A 20667-nucleotide genomic window follows, 5' to 3' on the forward strand; every position below is an offset into this window, starting at 1 on the left:
ATTGTTGAAGATTGAAGCAGTATTACATTCAGGAGGAAAAAATGATTACGGCACGAGTTAAAGTGAGCATTCGCTGCAGGGTTTGCGGAGAAAAGTTTGTGCTTCGCGGACGAAGAGACAAAGACCGCATCGATACAGGCTTCAAGCAGTGTCTTTGCAACAATGAGCATGATTTTGAAGTGGAAGAGGCTCTGTAAAGCCTGCGGCGGAGGAATATCCTCCGCTGCCATATGTTATTGACATGGATGTATAAAGCTCCTTCGTGCAAACCAAACTAACACCAGGTTTTGCACACGAAAGGAGCTTTTGCCTTATGTACCGTCGATTAAGCGCTGTGTTATTCCCGGTAATGACACTGTTTTTTATCGGTTCGATTTATTGGGGCTATCAGGAGCATCAAGAGAAGAATTCGGTTTTGATTAAAGCGGAGAACCAATATCAGCGGGCTTTCCATGATTTGACCTACCATGTCACGCAGCTTCATCGGGAGCTTGGCAACACGCTTGCCGTACATGCGGCATCCCAGAATTATCACCGCAAAGGGCTGGTGAACGTTTGGCGTCTGACAAGTCAGGCTCAAAGCGAAATCAATCAGCTGCCGCTTACACTGCTGCCTTTTAACAAGACAGAGGAGTTTCTCTCGAAGATTGCCAACTTCTCTTATAAAACCTCTGTGCGGGATTTAACCAAACAACCGCTGTCGACTGACGAATACAAGATGCTCAAAACACTGTATACGAACTCCGAGCAAATCTCCAATGAACTGATCGGCGTTCAAGGCAAGGTGCTGGCGAACAGTCTGCGGTGGATGGATGTTGAAGTCGCGTTGGCCTCCGAGAAATCGACTAATGACAACACCATTATTGACGGATTCAAAACCGTGGACAAAACCGTCAGTGAATACCCGGAAATCAATTGGGGACCCTCAGTTTCCAGCATGTATCAAAAAAGATCGATTAAAATGCTTGGCGGCGATATGAAATCGGCCGAAGACATCAGGAAGCTTGCTGCCGATTTTATGAATATGCCGGATATGAGCAACATTCACGTTGTCGAAAATGGGAAAGGAACGGAATATGAGTCCTACTCCGCCACCATTGAACAGCCTAATATGGACAATCCGATACAGATGGATTTCACCAAAAAAGGCGGGCAGCTGATCTGGTTTGAGAATCCGCGCACTATCGGCAAGCAGACTCTGCAGGCCGAAGATGCCAAGACCAAAGCGACAGAGTTTTTGAACGACCATGGCTATAAAGGCATGAAAACCGTAAATTACGACCGCTACGATACGATTGCCGTCCTGACTCTCGTCGGCACACAGGATGGAGTGCTTATCTTCCCGGAGAAGGTGACGGTTAAGGTAGCGCTGGACAATGGCGATGTGGTGGGACTTCAGGCTTCGGATTATGTGTATGAGCATCATAAGCGGACAATACCAAAACCCAAGCTGACCTTGGCTGCAGCACGGAAGGCATTGAATCCGGATTTTGAGACGAAATCCGAACAGCTGGCACTGATTGCGAGCGAACAGGGTGAAGAAGTGCTATGCTACGAATTTGTCGGCAAAATCAATAATGCGATGTATCGGATGTACATTAATGCCGATACAGGTGTTGAAGAAGCAATCGAAGAAATGCCCCAATAGAAAATAGGACGTGCGACTCATGTTGCACGTCCTATCTTCTTTCATGAGGACCTCCCCTATATGGCATGGGCTATGCTATAATCGAGGAAAATGGGGGGACGATCATGCTGCCGAAAGTGAATCAATTTCTTTACCTGCAAGTGGCCTCATCCGATGAAGAAGAAGCGAATACCGAATATAAATCGAGAGTTTCCGACGAAGCAGATCATGAGCTTCTTATTGATATTCCCATTCTCGAAAGTAATGGCCGGTACAAACGGCTTTTTCTGGGAGATGAGCTGTCCATCTATTTTATGACCGGCGATGGGGTTAAACATTATTTTAATTCACATGTGCTGGGATTCAAGGACGATGTTGTCAAAATGATCCGGATCGGCAAGCCGGACCCGGAGAGTATAACCAAGGTCCAGAGGCGGCATTTCCTGCGGGTTTCAGCGGAGCTGGAGCTGGCAATCCAGATGTCGACTCATGTCCGTTTTATCGGGATGACGGACGATGTCGGCGGAGGAGGGATCTCCTTTCTTGCCGATGCCAAATGGCCGATTGTGGACGGTACGGATCTGGACTGCTGGCTGCTGGTGCCTTACCGAAACGGTACGATAGACCATTCCCAGTTTAAAGCGGAGGTTGTCCGCGTGAAACGCATGGAAACGGGCAAAAATCAGATTATGGCCAAATTCGCAAGCATTTCGGACGGTGACAGACAGAAGATTATTAGGTTCTGTTTTGAACGTCAACTGGATTTTCGCAAAAAATAAAAACCGACATTTTTCTTTTTTTTGCGCATAAGGACAAGCTTATTGGAAAAACTATCCTCACAACCCATGACTATCTATCTACCTGGCAGTCAACAAGGAGAGGCGACCATGAAGCTTCGTCAGTTATTCGCCCGCAAACGTACCAAGCGTTTGAAAGGGTTTGAAGAGTTATCCGATGATGTTACCGATGTACTGAAAAAAATTGTTATTATCCTGCTGATTCTACTGGTTGCAAGTCAGCTTGTACTGCAGATTCCACAGGTTCGTTTATGGATAACAGGCGTGGATCGATTGGAGGGGACCCCCTTCTAGGCGATTCACGTTCTTTGCATCTTCAAAACTGCTGTGGTATAATTTTTACTATCGCAGGCAGAGCCTGCTTTTTTCTTGATGATCAGAGCATGGGATGAAAACCGCTAACGGCTCTCAAGGAGGTTATACACCGTTGAGCATCAATGGGGGACGCGAATGCGACCGCATTAACGTAGCGATTGACGGACCTGCAGGTGCCGGCAAAAGCACCGTTGCACGCAAGGTTGCCGAGCAGCTCGGCTATGTTTACATCGATACCGGAGCCATGTATCGTGCGGTAACGCTGGCCGCCAATCGGGCGGGAATCCATCCCGGAGAAACGGACGGGCTCAAGCAGCTGGTGAATTCGCTGAGCATCCGCCTTGCTCCGGGTGAGAACGGTCAAATGGTATTTTTGAATGAGGAAGATGTAACATCCGCTATTCGTTCACGCGAAGTAACGCTACACGTTTCACAGGTGGCTTCACATGAATCGGTTCGTATCCGGTTGGTGGAGCTGCAGCGGCAGCTTGCCGCATCAAGAGGCATTGTTATGGATGGCCGTGACATCGGCACCCATGTTCTGCCCGATGCCGAATTGAAGGTATTCTTGACCGCAAGCGTTCAAATAAGAGCGAAGCGGCGTTATGAGGAATTGAAGGATCTTGAGGGAATCTCGCTGGAACAGCTGGAAGTGGAAATTGCCAAGCGTGATCTGAGCGATGAACAGCGTGAAATTTCGCCATTGGTTTGTGCGCAGGATGCCATCAAGGTCGATAGCACTGAGCTTACTATTGACCAAGTTGTAGCACTTATTCTAGACTTAAGCCGAACCAAACTGGCGGAGGCGAAGTAAACTATGTTATATAGGTTTTGCCGCCTTGTGCTCCGCATCCTGTATGCCGTCTTTTACCGATTTGAGGCAAGCGGGCTGGAGAATATTCCGGCTACAGGGGGCGTAATCCTTTGCTCCAATCATCTTAGTGTGCTTGATCCTCCTACAGTAGGCACAAAGCTTAACCGTAGTGTGCACTATATGGCGAAAGCGGAATTATTCCAAATTCCGTTATTCGGTCCTTTTATCCGCAAGCTTGGGGCATTTCCGGTCAAACGCGGCGGTGTCAGCAAGGAAGCGATACGATCCTCCATCACCCTTTTGCAGGGAGGGGGAGTCATGGGCATTTTCCCGGAGGGAACCCGTAAGGCTTCCGCCTCTGAGATGGGGAAGAAAGGCGCCGCGATGATTGCGATGCGCAGCAATGCAACCATTATACCGGTAGCGATTGTCGGAAATTATCGTATCTTCCGCAAGATGAAGATCCGTTACGGCAAGCCTATTGATATTTCCGCATTCACGGAGGATCCCGCATCCGATGTTCTGGAGCAGGTCACCGAGGCCATTATGAAGCGAATTCGCGAAATGGTTGCACAAGGATAGGGTTTTGCATGTATAATTAAGTTTTAGATGGTACGTCGGAGCTTCTGTTTCAATGTCGCGGGCGTGCGTTTAAATAAAGTTGGGGTATGAACTGAGGAGGTTTTTCAAATGTCAGAAGAAACAAACGTGCAGGAAACCGCAGCTGCGGAAAATATCGAATCGCAAGAGACCGCTACTGCGGAAAATAATGAAATTGAACAATCCGCTGGTGCGGAAACGACTGAAAATGTCGAAGCCGCTGAACAAGTGGAAAGCCAAGACGCATTGGACAACTTTGTGTCCTTGAAGAAAGGCGACTCTGTAAAAGGCACAATCGTCAAAATTGAGGATAACCAAGCTTATGTGAGCCTTGGATATAAATATGACGGCGTTATTCCACTTCGTGAGCTTTCCTCGATTCAGATTGAAAGTGCGGCAGACGCCGTAGAAGTCGGTCAAGAGGTAGAATTGAAAGTCGTCAGCATTGACGATGACAAGGAAAAACTCGTTCTGTCCAAAAAGCTGGTCGACGGCGAGAAAGCCTGGGATGAGCTTCAGAACCGTTTTGACCAAGGAGAAGTATTCGAAGTAACGGTTGCCGACGTTGTCAAAGGCGGGCTGGTTGCCGATGTTGGCGTGCGCGGATTTATTCCGGCATCCATGGTTGAGCGTCATTTTGTAGAAGATTTCAGTGACTACAAAGGCCGTACGCTTCGCGTTAAGGTAAAGGAAATCGATCGCGAGAACAATAAAGTGATTCTTTCCCAAAAAGAAGTGCTGGATGCTGAATTCGAGCAAAACAAACTGGCTGTAATGAACTCGATTCAAGTAGGCCAAGAGATCGAGGGCACTGTTCAGCGCCTTACTCCATTTGGCGCATTTGTTGATATCGGCGGCATTGATGGTCTGGTTCATGTATCCGAGCTTTCATGGCAGCATGTGGCTCATCCGAAGGATATTGTCTCGGAAGGCCAATCCGTCAGCGTTAAAGTGCTTAAAGTCGATCCTGCCGCAGGCAAAATCAGCTTGAGCATGAAAGCCGCACAACCGGGCCCATGGGAATCTGCTAATGGTCAATTCAAAACGGGTGACATCGTGACGGGTACGGTACGCCGTATTGTCAGCTTTGGCGCTTTTGTTGAGATTGCACCGGGCGTTGAAGGTCTCGTTCATATTTCGCAGCTTGCTCACCGTCATGTAGCTACTCCGAATGAAGTGGTTACAGAAGGTCAGGAAGTACAGGCGAAAGTGCTTGATTTCAACCCGTCTGAGAAGCGCGTTAGCCTCAGCATCAAGGAAACGGAAGAAGCTCCTGAACAACCTGAGAAGTCATCGCGTCCGGAGCGTTCCTCCTCATCGCAGCGTTCACCTAAGGTGGAGCTGAACAATCCGAACGTCAGCTTGAGCAACGAAGGCATGAGCTTTACGCTGGCTGAGCGGTTTGGCGATAAATTGAGCAAATTGAAATAAGACCGAAATTCGTAGAAATCTTTATCATTAGCCGCAAGACAGGCATTTATTGCCTGTTTTGCGGCTTTTTTCTTTGTGTACGCTAAGATGGATACGAAAGATTAGGTTTGGCGGCTGAGGCGCATAATAGGATAGTCGAAAGAGGGGGGATAATGTTTGAATGAAGGATTTATCGGATGCTGGTTCGTTACCATGCTGCTTATATTATATGCAACCGGATGGAAACACCTGGTTGCCGACGGGGTATCAGGCCGTGCGCTTACCATTTTCTTTATTGCGGTTCTTATTCTGCATAATATAAAAATCCCCATCGGAACGACGACTGATTATGTGCAAGGCAGTGTGCTTGCAGCGGTCGGGGCAGCGATTCTTTCGCTTGTAAGCATCCGTCAGGCCGGACAAATCGTGTACCTTACGCTTTGCTCGTTGTTTACGGGTGTGATCTGGATGTGGGTGCATGTTATGTACCGGGCAGATCCGGTATTTGTCGGCATCCATCCTTTATGGGATGGGCCCTTGATAGCGGGATTGATGGCCGGCATTCTGGTAGAGCGTTTCCGTCATCAATTTGTTTTAATTGTTGCCTCCGCCCTGATATCGCAGCTAGTGGATATTATCCGGCCGCCAGGCGGAATGCTGATTATAGGATCTTTGGGATGGTGGGATGGATTTGCCATCGCATTGCTTGCAGCGAGAATTGTCAGTCTGGTCAGGGGCTTTATACGAAGCTTGCTTCAAAAAGGCAATAGCCGGTTCACCCAGAGAGGCGGGAGTTCATAATCCATGTGGGAACAGATGAAAATCGGACAACCGCATCATATTTTGATCGGAATTCTGCTTGGAATTGCATTTGGTATTTTTTCCCGGATGCTGATGCTGCGGACGGATTACCGGCAATATCCGACATATCCGCATGGCCGGATTATTCATATCTCTCTCGGCGTGATTGCGGCGGCGCTGGGTGCTGTAGCCGTTCCGGCTTTGTATAACAAGGATTTCACAGCGATTACCTTTTTGACGCTCGCTGCCCAGCAGTTCCGCGATGTCCGTAAAATGGAACGGGATACGCTCGACAAAATCGACAGTCTGGAGCTGGTCCCCCGAGGGGCTACTTACATTGAAGGCATCGCCATGGTATTTGAAGGACGAAACTATCTGGTTATATTAACTTCCTTGCTGACAAGTCTCGCTTCCATCAGCTTGGGGCCGTTGTTTGGCATTCTTGCGGGGATTTTGTCTTTTATGCTGGTATGGGTGCTTAAATCCGGCAAAAATATTTCCCATATTGCAGAAGCGGAGATCGCTGAGGTAAGAGTTGACGGTCCGGATTTATTTGTCGGAGATATATATATTATGAATGTGGGGCTGACCACCAATCAGCAGATAATTGCGGAGAGAGGTCTCGGTATTATTTTGACGCCCTTTAATGCCAATGGCAAAGCCACACTCAGTAATCTCGGACAGCGGCAGGCGATTTTATTCGATTTGTCCACAATTCTCGGGGTGTACCGGGACGATGGCGAGCCTGCACTGGTCCCCTTAGCCAAATTGGACATGAAAAATGGGCGGTTAGCCGTCTTTTTGCTGCCTCAGGATATGGATGGAAGCAAAGCGCGTGCAGTAACCTTGAAAGTGCCGATTCTGGAGTCTGCGGTTCGGATGCCAACTGAAGCAAGTGTGAACCGTAAGGAGGATAGACATGGCTAAAATTGTGGCTATTGTAACGGTGAATGGGGAGGGCACCCGCGGAGGCGCGCCGATTTTTATCGAACCCGACATAGACAAACGGGAAACGACAGCATTTTTGCTGGAAAAGATTTTAGACGCCAGCGCTCATGATTTGAAGAATGGAACAATCATTCTGGTAGATCGCCATCAGGAATGAAATGTTAGCCAAGCGGGGGGTTTTTTGCTATGATGGTAGGCGTGAGTAAATATAAGCTCGTATAACCCTCTCTTATACATAACTTATATTTGTGAAAAAACGGATAGCATTATTCGTTGCATATACACTGTGAACCGGCAGTGAAAATACAAAAAAGCACCTATTTTTATGAAGGAGTGAAAACATGGCAAAACCCATTATCGCCATCGTAGGGCGGCCTAACGTGGGGAAGTCTACGATATTTAACCGCATCATTGGCGATCGGTTAGCGATTGTGGAGGACAAGCCGGGCGTAACCCGGGACCGCATTTACAGTTCCGGAGAATGGAACGGCAGAGCCTTTAGTATCGTGGATACGGGAGGCATTGAAATCGACGGCGAAGACGAAATCATGAAATCAGTCCGCATGCAGGCGGAGCTGGCTGTTGAAGAAGCAGATGTTATTGTTTTCATGGTGGATGCCAAAGATGGATTGACTCATGCGGATGATGAAGTTGCACAAATGCTGCTTCGATCCCGCAAACCGATTGTGGTTGCAGTAAACAAGGTTGATAATTTCAATCGGCATGATGATATTTACGAGTTTTACAATCTGGGCTTCGGCGATCCGATCGCGATTTCCGGATCTCACGGTATGGGCATAGGCGATCTGCTGGATGCTGCCGTCAGTAAGCTTCCCGAGCTTGTAGAGGAACATTATGAAGACGATGTGATCCGTGTTGCCTTGATCGGACGCCCGAATGTCGGAAAATCATCGCTCGTCAATGCGCTGCTGGGTGAGGAACGGGTTATTGTCAGCCATGTCGCCGGTACAACGCGCGATGCGATCGATACACCATTCGAGCGCGACGGCCAAAAATATGTGCTGATCGACACGGCAGGGATGCGCAAACGGGGCAAGGTTTATGAGACAACCGAGAAATACAGCGTTATGCGCGCATTAAAAGCCATCGAGCGAGCAGATGTTGTGCTGGTGCTGATCAATGGCGAAGAAGGCATCATCGAGCAGGACAAGCATATTGCCGGTTATGCCCACGAGGCAGGGAAAGCATCGATTTTCGTCATTAACAAATGGGATGTTGTCGACAAGGACGAGAAGACGATGCAGCAATTTACCACGAGCATCCGCGATCATTTCCTGTTCATGACCTATGCGCCGATTGTATATCTTTCGGCCAAAACCAAGCAGAGGCTGCACAAGCTGCTTCCGGTTGTCGATCATGTCTCCGAGCAGCATGCGCTTCGAATTCAGACGCATCTGCTTAATGATATTGTATCCGATGCCATCGCCATCAATCCTCCGCCAACAGACAAAGGCAGACGCTTGCGTATCAACTATGCAACCCAGGTTGCCACCAAACCGCCGACCTTCGTGCTGTTTGCCAACGATCCGGAGATGATGCATTTCTCCTATGAGAGGTATCTGGAAAATAAAATCCGCGGCGCCTTCAACTTCGAAGGCACACCAATCCGTATCTATACCCGCCGCAAATCAGATGAGGATTAAATCATCGCACATCAACACATGTCCCGTTAGGGAAAAAAAAAGATTCTGTGAAAAGGGCTAAGAGTCCTTATCACAGAATCTGCGCATTAAAGCGTGTCCCGAAGGGACGAAAGCGGGCCGAAGCTGCAAAATAATCAAATAGTCCGTCTCTGTCCCCCAAACGTTATACCATTCGGGTGTCCAGAGGGCGGAGCCCTTGGGGTCCCCCTATGAAAGGGGGATTTAGGGGGTAAGAAATATCTTCCTGGGGAGAGAAGAACGTGTTTACAGTCATCGCGGTTCTCATAAGTTACTTATTAGGCTCCATCTCATTCAGTATTCTAATCGCCAAATGGGTCAAGGGCATTGATATCCGCAGTCATGGCAGCGGCAATGCAGGCGCGACCAACACGCTGCGTGTGCTTGGCAAAGGTCCGGGAATTACTGTTTTTTTACTTGATATCGCCAAAGGAGTCGCTGCCGTTTTGCTGGGCATGCTGATCGTCGGTGATGATTGGGCTCCCGTATTATGCGGATTGGCAGCCATTGCCGGCCATAACTGGCCGATCTGGTTTAATTTCAAAGGCGGCAAAGGAATCGCTACGACAGTGGGCGTAATGGTAACGTTGGCCTTGGTGCCCTGTCTCATCGCCGGCGGCGTGGCTATCGCTGCCATTGCCTTGACCCGCTTTGTTTCACTGGGTTCTTTGCTGTTTGCACTGCTAACGCCTTTATTTGTTTGGATATTCGGGATGTCCGAGGCCTTGCTGTGGGCTAGTCTGATTGTTTGTGTCTTTGCATTTGTCCGTCACCGCAGCAATATTGTGAAGCTGCTGCAGGGCAATGAAAACAAGCTGGGAGCCAAAAAAGGGTAGGTGCACATATGACAAACCGGAAAGCAGCCGTCCTTGTTGCCGGAAGCTGGGGGACCGCACTGGCAGCCGTTCTTGCTGACAATGACTACAATGTCATCATGTGGGCCCGCAATTCCGAGCAAGTCACGGAAATCAATGAAGAGCATCGCAACCATAAATTTTTACCCGACACTGTACTCTCTGACAGGATAGGAGCCACAACGGATATAGAACAAGCGGTCACAGGGGCTGAGCTTGTTCTATTTGCCGCGCCTTCCTCCGCCATGCGGGAAGTGGCCAGACAGGCCGCTCCTTTTATCGCTGAGGGGACGCTTTGTGTTCATGCAACCAAGGGCTTTGAATCCGTCACCTATAACCGGATGACTTCAATTCTTGCCGAGGAGCTGTCAGGTGATCCGAAACAGCTTGTTGTGCTCTCAGGACCCAGCCATGCAGAAGAGGTCGTGAACAAACAACCGACGACGGTTGTAGTGGCATCAGCATGCCAGGAATCGGCAGAACGGGCTCAGGATGCTTTTATCACCCCCTATTTTCGGGTATATACCAATCCCGATGTTGTGGGTGTTGAGGTAGCGGGTGCAATCAAGAATATCATCGCCCTTGGGGCGGGATTGACGGACGGACTGGGCTTTGGCGATAATGCCAAGGCTGCGCTCATCACCAGAGGATTGGCCGAGATCAGCCGTCTGGGCACGGCAATGGGGGCGAACCCTTTAACCTTTGCCGGTCTTGCCGGCATCGGTGATTTGGTTGTCACCTGTACAAGCAAGCACAGCCGCAATTGGCGTGCAGGTTCCATGCTTGCCGGCGGACTTGCACTGGATGACGTACTGCAGCGTATGGGAATGGTGGTTGAGGGCGTCCGCACAACCAGCGCAGCGCGTGAGCTCGCTGCCAGATTCGATGTGGTCATGCCGATTACGGAGCAGCTGTATCAGGTTTTGTTTGCGAATAAACCGCCGCGCAGCGCTGTCGAGGATTTGATGGGCCGGGGCCGCACACATGAAATGGAAGAAGGAGCGGGCTCCTGGGGCCTACACCAATAATCCTTTCCCCTCATATGATACGAGGAAAGCAAGCTTTTGCTTTCGAAGTAAGCTTACGTTTCGTAAACTGGGCATACGCTTGCGAGACGGGTTTACTTCGTAAACTAAGCCTGTGCTTACGAGGTGAGTTTACTTCGCAAACTCTTGTAGGAGGGGAAAAATTGAGCGATAAAAACAATCTTTCCAAAGACGTTCTTAATGCGGTCAACAAAAAGACCGGTAAACCGATAACGGAGAATGCAGTTAAAAAGCTGGCCAGCAATGTAACAGCCAACACTTTGCAGGATGAAGATGAGCTGCGCAAGCTTATCAAGTCCGTATCGGCTATGGCAAAGGTGCCGGTCACGGATAAAACGGTCAACGATATTATCGGTGCCGTTAAGAAGAGCGGAATGAACACGTCAAGCATGGAAATGCTGATGAAAATGATGCTTAAGAAGTAAAATGAGGATTGAAGCGCACGGCGCAGGCGGCGAGGCTACCGCAGCGAGCCGCCCAGCGCCGAGATCCTTATTTTTTTGGGTTCCGTTGTTTGCAACCTGCTAATTAAACCTGAAAGTAGCAGAGCAAAGTACACTAATGGTATAATGAAGCGACTATTTGGTGGACAAGGTGGCGACAAGGCAATATGGATCCGATGATGAAAATGTGGGTTTCTTTTGTGGGGATCGGGCTTATGGCAATAGCTGCCGTTCTGATCACTCTGGCAAGGTACAAGACCAAGGGCGTGTTTAAGATGCTGGTTTCCTCTTTTGCTTTTTTGCTCTTGGTGATTGGCGGATTTCTCGGATTAATTTCGATTACATAAAGAGCCGAGGGGTACAGTTTGCAATGTCGAAAGGAAGTAGGGTTTGCATATGTTAGAACTAAAAGGGTTGACGAAATCAATTCGCGTAGAGGCTGAGGCGGGACTGTCCTTGCTGGATATCGCGCTGAAGCACAATCTGGATTGGGGATTCTCCTGTACGCGCGGCACTTGTGCGCGATGCAGATGCCTCGTTATAGAAGGCGGAGAATTCCTTGAAGATGTCACAGATGAAGAATGGGACCGCTTGGAGCCCCAGGAATTCGATGAGGGCTACCGGCTTGGCTGTCAGGCGGTAGTAAAATCGGCAGATGCTGCTATCAAAGCGGAGAACCGGACTTATTTTTAATTTGAAGGAAGTGCTTTTTGTTGCTGAACGAGAGTAATCTGCTGTCTGTATTGTCCATCATCGCGGAAGCGGGCCTTTCCGCCAATGCCACGTGGCTGACTGGAGGAAGCGCCGGCCTGCTGCTCAGGGGCATCAAGCTCGACAACCCTCCGCGCGATCTGGATATTTATGCGGACGAAAGCGATGCGATGCGGCTGCATGAGTCGCTGCAGAGCTACGCTACGGATCAGCAGCAGGTAAGCGTTAGCGGAATCTACCGTTCGGTGCTCAGCCATTATCTCATCGAAGGGGTTCCGGTCGAGCTGGTCGGTGGTTTTGTCATTACATCACGTGAGGACCGTTATGCCGTGCAGGTCACACAAGTACTTGCACCCCGGCAGCTTTCCCTATCTGTCAAAGGTACCGCCATCGGCATTGTTCCCTTGGCGCATGAGATATGGTTCAATCTGCTGCGTGAGCGTTTGGACCGGGTGGCACTCATCGCCGGTGCGGTGCGCGCTGAGCCCGTAATTCACCTGGAAGCTTTTGAAGCCATTGAGGCGGCAAATCAACTAAGCGGATCATCAATTGGCGCCATACACGATCTTATTGGAATCTCCAGAAACGAGGGGCCGCTATGAATGTAGACATCACGTTTCTTCCTTCGGAACGTACCGTATCGGTTCGGGCAGGGACAACGGTGCTGGACGCCGCCCGCCGCTTCGGTATCCCGGTACGTACGAGATGCGACGGGAAAGCCTCCTGCCTGATGTGCAAAGTCGTAGCGCAAAACGGAAGCGGTCTGTCTCCCATGCAGAATAATGAACGGTATAAGCTCGGGGGACTTGAAGCCGAGGGCACAAGGCTCGCCTGTCAGGCTAAAATTATCGGTAAATCGGTTGTAGAAGTACCCGAAGATCCGCTTCGCGCAGCGGTCAGGAAACAGTTAATGCGTCAGGCGGAGGAAGATAAGCTCTGGTAGACGCAGGATTCATGCTTGAGACCGGTTACGGCAGCAAGCTATTAATCTCAGGAGGCACTATGATTAGACAAGGAACAAGAAGCGCAGCTGCCATGATTACTTTGCTGGCGATGATTATTATGTTGCCTGGCTGTCTGTACCCGGATGACCAGCTGGCTAAGCAGCCGGCCAAGGATGCCATCCTGAATGTGCAGACGGTAATAGACCAATATCAGAAAGATACGGGACTGCTCCCGATTCAAAATAGTGATCAAGATACGCCGATTTATGAAAAATATTTGATTGATTTTGCGAAGCTGCAAAGAATGAATTACTTAACGAGCATTCCGGAGACCGCTTATGAGAAGGGAGGAAGCTATTACTACCTTATCATTAACGAGGAGACCGATCCGACGGTGAAGCTCATGAATCTGGTAATCTATCAACAAGTCAATGATGTCCAGGCAGCGGTTAAAACTTATAGGAGTGGACATAATGGCGAGCTCCCGTCGTCAGATGAGGCCTATCCGGGTTTTGTCCGCATTGATTATAAGAAGCTTGCTGTGAAAGAGCCTGTAATCCGCAGCATGTTCACAGGCCAGACATTATACACGCTGATGGATGCCAAAGGAAATGTGTACATTGATTACGGAAGCGATATCATGCAGGCCATTGAGAAGGCTGGAGGCAAGAGCATCGCACCAGCGCAGGACCTGCGCGGGCTGCTGGTCAACAATGCGGATTTCGTGCCGGTCAAGTCTCCGGTGTATCATCTCATTAATGGGGAACCGCAAGCGGTCCTCAAGTGAACGGCTGTACACGAGAATACATGTCCCCCTTGTGCCCCGGGCAGGCGCAGGGGGGATTTTTTTATGTTCAAGGCATAGCAGCGTTCTTTCTCTCATATACCTCATTCATTGGAAGGACCAGAGGCGAAGATGCCAAGGAAGCAAATCGAAAGATTTCATCAGCAAGTCGTCATAATTGGGACGAACGCGCAATAAGCTATTACTAGTCCAAAATCATGTACGAGTTGCGTCGCTGGCCTGCTCCGAAAAGACGGCGAGAGGCGGCGGACACAGGCGGCTACACAGCAGGAGGATACGCGGCAGTAACGGTACGTCCATGTACAGGCGAAATTCGATTGGGAGGGGATATTCAGTGGAGAAAGTGGACATTTTCAAGGACATAGCCGAACGAACCGGCGGGGATATTTACCTCGGCGTCGTCGGTGCGGTCCGCACAGGCAAATCAACCTTCATCAAGCGGTTCATGGAGACGGTTGTTCTGCCTAACATCACGAACGACGCCGATCGGGTAAGAGCAATTGATGAGCTGCCGCAGAGCGCAGCGGGCAAGACAATCATGACAACGGAACCAAAATTCGTGCCTAATCAAGCCGTTCAGCTTCGTGTGGCAGAAGGGCTTGATGTCAACATCCGTCTGGTGGATTGTGTAGGCTACGCCGTAAACGGGGCAAAAGGCTACGAGGACGAGAACGGTCCGCGGATGATCACGACGCCTTGGTTCGACGAGCCGATTCCTTTCCAGGAAGCAGCGGAAATTGGCACACGAAAAGTTATCCAGGAGCATTCCACCCTTGGAGTCGTCGTGACGACTGACGGTACGATTGCCGAAATTCCCCGCAGCTCCTATGTTGAAGCGGAAGAGCGCGTTATTGAGGAGTTGAAGGAGGTAGGCAAGCCCTTCGTCCTCATTGTGAACTCCACACGTCCGCGCAGTGACGAAGCTATTCAGCTTCGGAGCGAGCTGCAGGCCAAATATGATATTCCGGTGATGACGCTCAGTGTAGCCACGATGGGCGAGGAAGATGTCATGTCGGTGCTCCGCGAAGTGCTCTATGAGTTCCCGGTGCATGAAGTCAATGTCAATCTTCCAAGCTGGGTCATGGTGCTGAACGATCAGCACTGGCTGCGCAGCAACTATGAGAATTCCGTTCGCGATACGGTTAAGGATATCCGCCGTTTGCGTGATGTGGACCGCGTCGTTTCGCAGTTCATGGATTATGAATTTATTGCGAGAGCGGGCCTGAGCGGCATGAATATGGGCCAAGGGGTAGCGGAAATTGACCTCTATGCGCCGGATGAATTGTATGATCAAATCCTGATGGAAGTTGTGGGCGTGGAAATTCGCGGGAAGGACCATCTGCTGCAGCTGATGCAGGAATTCGCCCACGCGAAGCGCGAATATGACCGGTTCGCCGAAGCGCTGGAGATGGTGAAAACAACCGGCTACGGCATAGCAGCCCCATCTCTGGCGGAAATGGCACTCGACGAGCCGGAGCTGATCCGTCAAGGCTCAAGATTCGGCGTCCGGCTGAAAGCGACGGCGCCATCCATTCATATGATCCGTGTCGATGTGGAATCTGAATTCGCGCCGATCATCGGTACGGAGAAGCAAAGTGAAGAGCTGGTCCGGTATTTGATGCAGGACTTTGAGAATGACCCGATAAAGATTTGGGAATCCGACATATTTGGCCGCTCGCTGCACTCCATCGTGCGCGAGGGCATTCAGGGCAAAATCGCGATGATGCCGGATAATGCCCGCTACAAGCTCCAGGAGACGCTCGGACGTATTATCAACGAGGGCTCAGGCGGATTGATTGCCATCATTTTATAGTCCAAAATCAAGGCTGGAGGCACGCTCAGGCGTGTCTCTTTTCTCGTTTTTACAGATATAAGGATAATCTCTACATATAGGTTATTAATTCCGATTGACATAGTAGGAAAGCATGATATTATAATCATTATGAAAAATAGAAAGAGTTAGCAGGAGGAGAAAGAGAAGATGAAACAATGGGGAAAAGTAACTATTATGCTGCTGGCGGTTGCTCTGATGGTCGTGCTGAGCGCTTGCGGCAACAAAACAAACGAGAGTACAAATAGCGGCAGCAATGCAGCGAACCAGACCGGGGACAATGCAACGAACCAGACTGGCGAGGCTAACCAAGTCAATGAAGCCGGCACAACAAATGATTCCAAAGACCTGGATGCACTCAAAGGCAAAAAAATTGCCCTTATAATGCAGTTTAATACAGGAACGTTCTCGTCGCAATATATTCAGGGCGTCAAGGATCAAGCAGCCAAATTCGGCGGCGAGGTGCAGGTGTTCGCATCGGATAATGATCTTGCCAAAATGTCCTCCAACCTGGATGCGGCCGTCAACCAAGGCTTCGACGGGATTTTGATCGATCATGGACAAGCCGGTGCGCTTGAAGCCGGCATCAAAAAGGCTCTTGAGCAGAACATTCAAGTCGTCGTTTTCGACGCGGATATCAAAATTCCGGGCGTAACGGTCCTTCAGCAGGATGACCAGAAAATGTCGGAAATGACATTGAACAAAATGTCCGAGGATATTGGCGGTAAAGGCAGCATCGTTAAAGTGTGGGTAGCCGGCTTTGCCCCTATGGAACGCCGTGAAGTCGCTTATAAGGCGTTTATGGAAAGCAATCCGGACATCAAGCAAATCTCCGCTTTCGGTAATGCCAACAATCCAGCCATGGATGCACAATCGCAAATGGAAGCCGTTCTGAAGAAATTTCCGAACAAAGGCGATATAACAGCGGTATGGGCAGCATGGGATGAGTTTGCCAAAGGCGCTTCGCGCGCAATCCAGCAGGCTGGACGTACAGAAATTAAAGTATACGGTATCGATATGAGCGATGAGGATCTTCAAATGATTCAAGATACGGCCAGTCCCTGGGTCGCTTCCGCAGCCGTAGATCCGATCTCGATCGGCAGCGTTCAAGTCCGTTATTTGTATCAAAAATTCAACGGAGATCAAACGGATGAGACAGTTGTCCTCACTCCTTCCATGGTCAAACGTGAGGATTTGCCCGCTCTCCCGGAGAAAGTAAGTACATCGCAGCTTAGCCAATATGTTGAAGGTTGGGGCAGCAACGATCAAGGTTATACCGATACGTTGAAGGAGCTTGAAGCTTCAGCTGCAAAATAATAGCCCGTTTGCATGACGCAGGCGAATGAGCAGACAAGGAAGTGCAGCATGGGGTACGGCAGCAGTTTGATTATGCGCGGCATCGGCAAATCCTTTGCCGGTGTGCATGCGCTCAAAGAGGTTGATTTTGAAGTCCGGTCAGGTGAAATTCATGCTCTGCTGGGCGCGAACGGAGCGGGTAAAAGCACCTTGATGAAAATTCTTTCAGGTGCTTATACATCGGATTCCGGCTCTATCGAAATTGACGGCAAGACGATCCAGGTCCGGACGCCAGGGGATGCCAAAGCAAGCGGCATCCATTGCGTTTACCAGGAGGTCGATACGGCACTGGTTCCGCATCTGACCGTCACGGAGAATATTATGCTTGACCGCATTTCTTCGCCGGGAAGCCGCCACTTTCTTGGCTGGAAAGCCTTCCACCAGGAGGCGGAGGCCGTTCTGCGGCGCCTCGACTCTCCTATACCGGTCCGCAAACGGGTCAGTGAGCTGACCCTTGCCGAGAAACAGCTTGTCCTTGTCGCACGTCTGCTCACCGAACAAGCAAAGTTTGTCATTTTCGACGAACCGACCGCACCGCTCAGCCTTGAAGAGGCTGAGCGGTTGTTCCGTGTTATGAGGCAACTGAGGGACGACGGTATCGGTTGTATTTTCATTACCCACCGTCTGCCGGAAGTGTTCGAGATGTGCGGCCGGATTACTGTCATGCGTGACGGCGAGCGCGTACTTACGGAGGACAAGCAGGAAACCGATATGGACGGCGTCATTCAGGCAATGCTCGGGCGAAGCTTCGAGCAGGAATTCCCCAAAGCGGAGGCAGAAATCGGGCCAGTTGTGCTCGAAGTGAAAGGCTTGACAGCATCACGTATGACAGCATCACGTACTGTGCAAGATGTCAGCTTCTCGGTGAAGAAGGGGGAAATCGTTGCGATTGTCGGACTTGTCGGCGCAGGCAAGACGGAGCTTTCCCGGCTTCTGTTTGGCGCAGATGCCGTCGATTCCGGCGAAGTCCGCGTCAATGGAACCAGGATGAATCTCTCCCAGCCGGCCACGGCCATTAGCGGTGGTATCGCACTGGTACCCGAAGAGCGGCGGAGTCAGGGGATTCTTGTCTCTGAGTCGGTGCAGCGCAATCTCAGTCTGCCGATTCTGAAGCTGCTCTCGCGTTTCGGGTTTCTCTCCGGCTCAGGAGAACAGGGCAATGCTTCATCGGTGATCAGCCGTTTGGGCATCAAGACGCCGTCTCCCGCCCAGAAAACGATGTATTTAAGCGGGGGCAATCAGCAAAAGGTGGCAATCGGCAAATGGCTGAATGCTGGGGTAGACGTGTTTTTGTTTGATGAACCGACAAAAGGCGTCGATATTGGCGCCAAAAGCGATATTTTCCGCATCATAGGGGAATTGGCGCAGCAGGGCAGGGGAATTGTTTATTTAACATGCGAGTTCTCAGAGGCGCTGGGTATTGCCGATCGTATTCTGGTTATGTATGATGGACGGATTGTAGCTTCCTTTGGGCGGGGAGAAACGACCCAAGAGCAATTGCTCTATTATGCCAGCGGGGGAGGAGAAGGTACAGCATGATCAGCAAACCGATGGATTTTATTTTTAAATACGGCTCTATAATGGTTATAGGTATCGTCATCCTGTTTTTTTCTTTTTGGAATGAGCACTTTTTTACCTACAGCAACATAACGGATATTTTACGTTCCATCTCGATCGTTACTTTCGTTGCAATCGGCGTCACGTTCTCGCTGACTGTGGACGGCTTTGACCTTTCGGTAGGCTCCACGGTGTCGCTTACGACGGTTGTCTCCGCAGCCCTGATGGTTTGGTATGAGCAGCCGTTGATCGTGGTCATTGTATTTCCTTTGCTTATCGGTGTTGTGGTAGGGCTGATCAATGCCCTGCTGATCGTCAGAATCCGGATTCCGGATCTGCTCGCGACACTGGCTATCATGTATATTGTGGCGGGCGTTCATAAAACGTTCACCAAGGGCTACTCCATTTACAACAATATGCAGATGACCGATGGAACGACGGCTCCCGGCGTATTTCGGGAGGATTTCCTGTGGCTGGGACAGGGCAAATGGCTGGGAATCCCGATTCCGGTCATCCTCATGGTGATCGCCGTAGCAGGCGTGCATGTGTTCTTCACTTATACGCGATGGGGACGTCAAATGCAAATGACCGGCGGCAATGAAGAAGCCGCAAGGCTGTCAGGCGTTCGGGTCAAACGGATCCGCACCGCGGCTTATGTCGCTTCGGGCTTGTTCGCGGCTGTTGGCGGCATTCTGTTCTCGGCCAGGGTCGGAACAGGCCAAATCGACGCGGGTTCCTCCGTCTTGATGGAAGCGGTGGCGGCGGTTTTTGTCGGTTATTCCGTGCTCGGCGCGGGACGCCCGAATGTGATCGGAACGTTCATTGGATCGGTGCTGATCGGAGTGCTGCTCAACGGGATGACCATGATGAACCTGCAATATTATACCAATGATATTGTGAAAGGTTGTGTGCTTGTGCTCGCTCTGGCTGTTACATTTGTGCACTTAAACCGCAAAAAAACATAAAAAACCCATGGTTTCCATGGGAAAACCACCCTCCCCCTTGAAATTATATAGACGCTGTATTACTATAAATCTGTTCGTCGTACAGTATGCAGGAGTTGCACACTTATCCAAATTTTGATTTCAAGTGTGCGGCAAGCTGGCTCTTATCTTACGAAAAGGACAGCAAATTCATCTTTACTACAGCCTGCAGGTATAATTTCTCAGGTTTCGGTAAAACAGAATGATATTGATGTGCTTATGAACTGCACTTAAGGGGAGGTGAAAGAATTGAACAAAACGGAACTGATTGCCAAGGTAGCCGAGTTGACTGAGCTTTCCAAGAAGGATGCATCCAAAGCGGTTGACGCTGTATTTGATGCCATCTCGGATTCGCTGCAAGGCGGAGATAAAGTACAGCTTGTCGGATTCGGAAACTTCGAGGTGAAAAGCCGCGAAGCCCGTAAAGGCCGCAACCCGCAAACAGGTCAGGAGATTGATATCCCGGCCAGCAAAATCCCGAGCTTTAAAGCAGGTAAATCGCTTAAAGACCTAGTCTCCAAATAATAGCGCGGCACTGCCGCTGATGGCGCCCGGATGCTTGTTAGCATTCGGGCGTTTTTCGGGAGAAATCCCTATTGACAATCCCTTCTAATTCCAGTAAACTGGGCTTTGCGGTTGACGGGTGCAGTCTTGAAAGTGTCTGAAAGATGCTTGTACTGACCCGATTCATGGCGGGTGTTAGCTCAGCTTGGTAGAGCGCTACCTTGGGGTGGTAGAGGTCGCCAGTTCAAATCCGGTACACCCGACCATTTTATAAGACAAACCATAAACTGCTGCCCTTGAGCGCTTTCGTTCGGGAGGCGGTTTTTTAAATTCAAGGAGGACGGTTCTATGAGTGATTTGCATGGGGATTACATCGTCGTAAAAGCGAAAGCCCAGGGCGTGCAAGTAATCGGACTCACACGCGGACAGGATACAAAATTTCATCACACCGAGAAGCTGGACAAGGGTGAAGTGCTCATCTGCCAGTTTACCGATCATACGTCAGCGATCAAAATCCGCGGAAAAGCCACTGTTCTGACAAAGTACGGAACCGTCGACACCGAAGACTAATTGTAAAAGCAGGCATAGCCTGCTTTTTTAGTTTGTACAATGTAAGGAGAAGACCATTCTGGTTGCGGA

At 50.0% G+C, this 20667-nt stretch carries 25 protein-coding genes and 1 tRNA gene; all 26 read left to right on the forward strand.

Annotated elements, in window-relative coordinates:
- The first annotated feature begins 41 nt into the window (after positions 1-41).
- The 26 genes from AC0YOA_RS10470 (at position 42) to mtrB (ending at position 20598) form a co-directional block, all read left to right on the forward strand.
- Positions 42-197 carry a hypothetical protein gene (locus tag AC0YOA_RS10470; RefSeq protein ID WP_210041559.1) on the forward strand — a complete coding sequence of 52 codons (156 nt, stop codon included), beginning with the start codon at positions 42-44 and terminating at the stop codon, positions 195-197.
- A 116-nt stretch (positions 198-313) separates the two neighbouring features.
- Positions 314-1648: a germination protein YpeB gene (gene ypeB, locus AC0YOA_RS10475; protein ID WP_475786501.1), complete on the forward strand. Its 1335-nt coding sequence runs from the start codon at positions 314-316 to the stop codon at positions 1646-1648.
- Positions 1649-1752: 104 nt separating this feature from the next.
- A complete protein-coding gene (locus AC0YOA_RS10480) occupies positions 1753-2406 on the forward strand; it encodes a flagellar brake protein (protein WP_475786502.1) in 654 nt (217 codons plus the stop codon).
- A 108-nt stretch (positions 2407-2514) separates the two neighbouring features.
- Positions 2515-2718 (forward strand): hypothetical protein, encoded by a 204-nt coding sequence (locus AC0YOA_RS10485; protein WP_475767930.1) that lies wholly within the window; start codon positions 2515-2517, stop codon positions 2716-2718.
- Positions 2719-2851: 133 nt separating this feature from the next.
- Complete coding sequence (gene cmk / locus AC0YOA_RS10490; RefSeq protein ID WP_475786503.1) at positions 2852-3553, forward strand: (d)CMP kinase; 702 nt, start codon at positions 2852-2854, stop codon at positions 3551-3553.
- 3 nt (positions 3554-3556) lie between these two features.
- A complete protein-coding gene (locus AC0YOA_RS10495) occupies positions 3557-4135 on the forward strand; it encodes a lysophospholipid acyltransferase family protein (RefSeq protein ID WP_475786504.1) in 579 nt (192 codons plus the stop codon).
- A 108-nt stretch (positions 4136-4243) separates the two neighbouring features.
- Positions 4244-5584 carry a 30S ribosomal protein S1 gene (gene rpsA, locus AC0YOA_RS10500; protein ID WP_475786505.1) on the forward strand — a complete coding sequence of 447 codons (1341 nt, stop codon included), beginning with the start codon at positions 4244-4246 and terminating at the stop codon, positions 5582-5584.
- A 156-nt stretch (positions 5585-5740) separates the two neighbouring features.
- Complete coding sequence (locus AC0YOA_RS10505) at positions 5741-6364, forward strand: YphA family membrane protein (RefSeq protein WP_475786506.1); 624 nt, start codon at positions 5741-5743, stop codon at positions 6362-6364.
- 3 nt (positions 6365-6367) lie between these two features.
- Positions 6368-7291, forward strand: a complete 924-nt coding sequence (locus tag AC0YOA_RS10510; RefSeq protein WP_210041525.1) for a YIEGIA family protein — start codon at positions 6368-6370, stop codon at positions 7289-7291.
- On the forward strand, positions 7284-7469 hold the full coding sequence (locus AC0YOA_RS10515) for a capping complex subunit for YIEGIA (RefSeq protein ID WP_210041523.1): 186 nt from the start codon (positions 7284-7286) through the stop codon (positions 7467-7469). Before AC0YOA_RS10510 ends, AC0YOA_RS10515 begins: the two co-directional genes overlap by 8 nt.
- Before the next feature lie 184 nt (positions 7470-7653).
- On the forward strand, positions 7654-8976 hold the full coding sequence (gene der / locus AC0YOA_RS10520) for a ribosome biogenesis GTPase Der (protein ID WP_475767919.1): 1323 nt from the start codon (positions 7654-7656) through the stop codon (positions 8974-8976).
- A 260-nt stretch (positions 8977-9236) separates the two neighbouring features.
- Positions 9237-9830 (forward strand): glycerol-3-phosphate 1-O-acyltransferase PlsY, encoded by a 594-nt coding sequence (gene plsY, locus AC0YOA_RS10525; RefSeq protein WP_475786507.1) that lies wholly within the window; start codon positions 9237-9239, stop codon positions 9828-9830.
- A gap of 8 nt (positions 9831-9838) precedes the next feature.
- The gene (locus tag AC0YOA_RS10530; RefSeq protein ID WP_210041496.1) at positions 9839-10876 is read left to right on the forward strand and encodes an NAD(P)H-dependent glycerol-3-phosphate dehydrogenase; all 1038 of its coding nucleotides are present in this window, start codon (positions 9839-9841) and stop codon (positions 10874-10876) included.
- Positions 10877-11037: 161 nt separating this feature from the next.
- Complete coding sequence (locus AC0YOA_RS10535) at positions 11038-11319, forward strand: stage VI sporulation protein F (protein ID WP_210041494.1); 282 nt, start codon at positions 11038-11040, stop codon at positions 11317-11319.
- 185 nt (positions 11320-11504) lie between these two features.
- Positions 11505-11684 carry a DUF2768 family protein gene (locus AC0YOA_RS10540; protein ID WP_210041485.1) on the forward strand — a complete coding sequence of 60 codons (180 nt, stop codon included), beginning with the start codon at positions 11505-11507 and terminating at the stop codon, positions 11682-11684.
- Positions 11685-11733: 49 nt separating this feature from the next.
- Entirely contained in the window at positions 11734-12030 is a 297-nt protein-coding gene (locus AC0YOA_RS10545; protein ID WP_210041483.1) for a 2Fe-2S iron-sulfur cluster-binding protein, read from the forward strand.
- A 20-nt stretch (positions 12031-12050) separates the two neighbouring features.
- On the forward strand, positions 12051-12650 hold the full coding sequence (locus AC0YOA_RS10550; RefSeq protein ID WP_475786508.1) for a nucleotidyltransferase family protein: 600 nt from the start codon (positions 12051-12053) through the stop codon (positions 12648-12650).
- Positions 12647-12991, forward strand: coding sequence for a 2Fe-2S iron-sulfur cluster-binding protein (locus AC0YOA_RS10555; protein WP_475786509.1), 345 nt, complete (start codon positions 12647-12649; stop codon positions 12989-12991). The genes AC0YOA_RS10550 and AC0YOA_RS10555 overlap by 4 nt, the downstream gene beginning before the upstream one ends.
- A gap of 59 nt (positions 12992-13050) precedes the next feature.
- Positions 13051-13779: a hypothetical protein gene (locus AC0YOA_RS10560; RefSeq protein WP_475786510.1), complete on the forward strand. Its 729-nt coding sequence runs from the start codon at positions 13051-13053 to the stop codon at positions 13777-13779.
- Positions 13780-14131: 352 nt separating this feature from the next.
- Positions 14132-15610, forward strand: a complete 1479-nt coding sequence (spoIVA, locus tag AC0YOA_RS10565; RefSeq protein WP_475767907.1) for a stage IV sporulation protein A — start codon at positions 14132-14134, stop codon at positions 15608-15610.
- A gap of 168 nt (positions 15611-15778) precedes the next feature.
- On the forward strand, positions 15779-16945 hold the full coding sequence (locus tag AC0YOA_RS10570) for a sugar ABC transporter substrate-binding protein (RefSeq protein WP_475786511.1): 1167 nt from the start codon (positions 15779-15781) through the stop codon (positions 16943-16945).
- 48 nt (positions 16946-16993) lie between these two features.
- On the forward strand, positions 16994-18523 hold the full coding sequence (locus tag AC0YOA_RS10575; RefSeq protein WP_475786512.1) for a sugar ABC transporter ATP-binding protein: 1530 nt from the start codon (positions 16994-16996) through the stop codon (positions 18521-18523).
- Complete coding sequence (locus AC0YOA_RS10580) at positions 18520-19506, forward strand: ABC transporter permease (protein ID WP_475786513.1); 987 nt, start codon at positions 18520-18522, stop codon at positions 19504-19506. The genes AC0YOA_RS10575 and AC0YOA_RS10580 overlap by 4 nt, the downstream gene beginning before the upstream one ends.
- A gap of 267 nt (positions 19507-19773) precedes the next feature.
- Positions 19774-20049 carry an HU family DNA-binding protein gene (locus AC0YOA_RS10585; protein WP_210041451.1) on the forward strand — a complete coding sequence of 92 codons (276 nt, stop codon included), beginning with the start codon at positions 19774-19776 and terminating at the stop codon, positions 20047-20049.
- Positions 20050-20217: 168 nt separating this feature from the next.
- Positions 20218-20294: transfer RNA gene (locus AC0YOA_RS10590), tRNA-Pro, on the forward strand.
- 82 nt (positions 20295-20376) lie between these two features.
- On the forward strand, positions 20377-20598 hold the full coding sequence (gene mtrB / locus AC0YOA_RS10595) for a trp RNA-binding attenuation protein MtrB (protein WP_210041449.1): 222 nt from the start codon (positions 20377-20379) through the stop codon (positions 20596-20598).
- Positions 20599-20667: the final 69 nt, after the last annotated feature.

This window comes from Paenibacillus sp. JT22N12 (assembly GCF_056269365.1).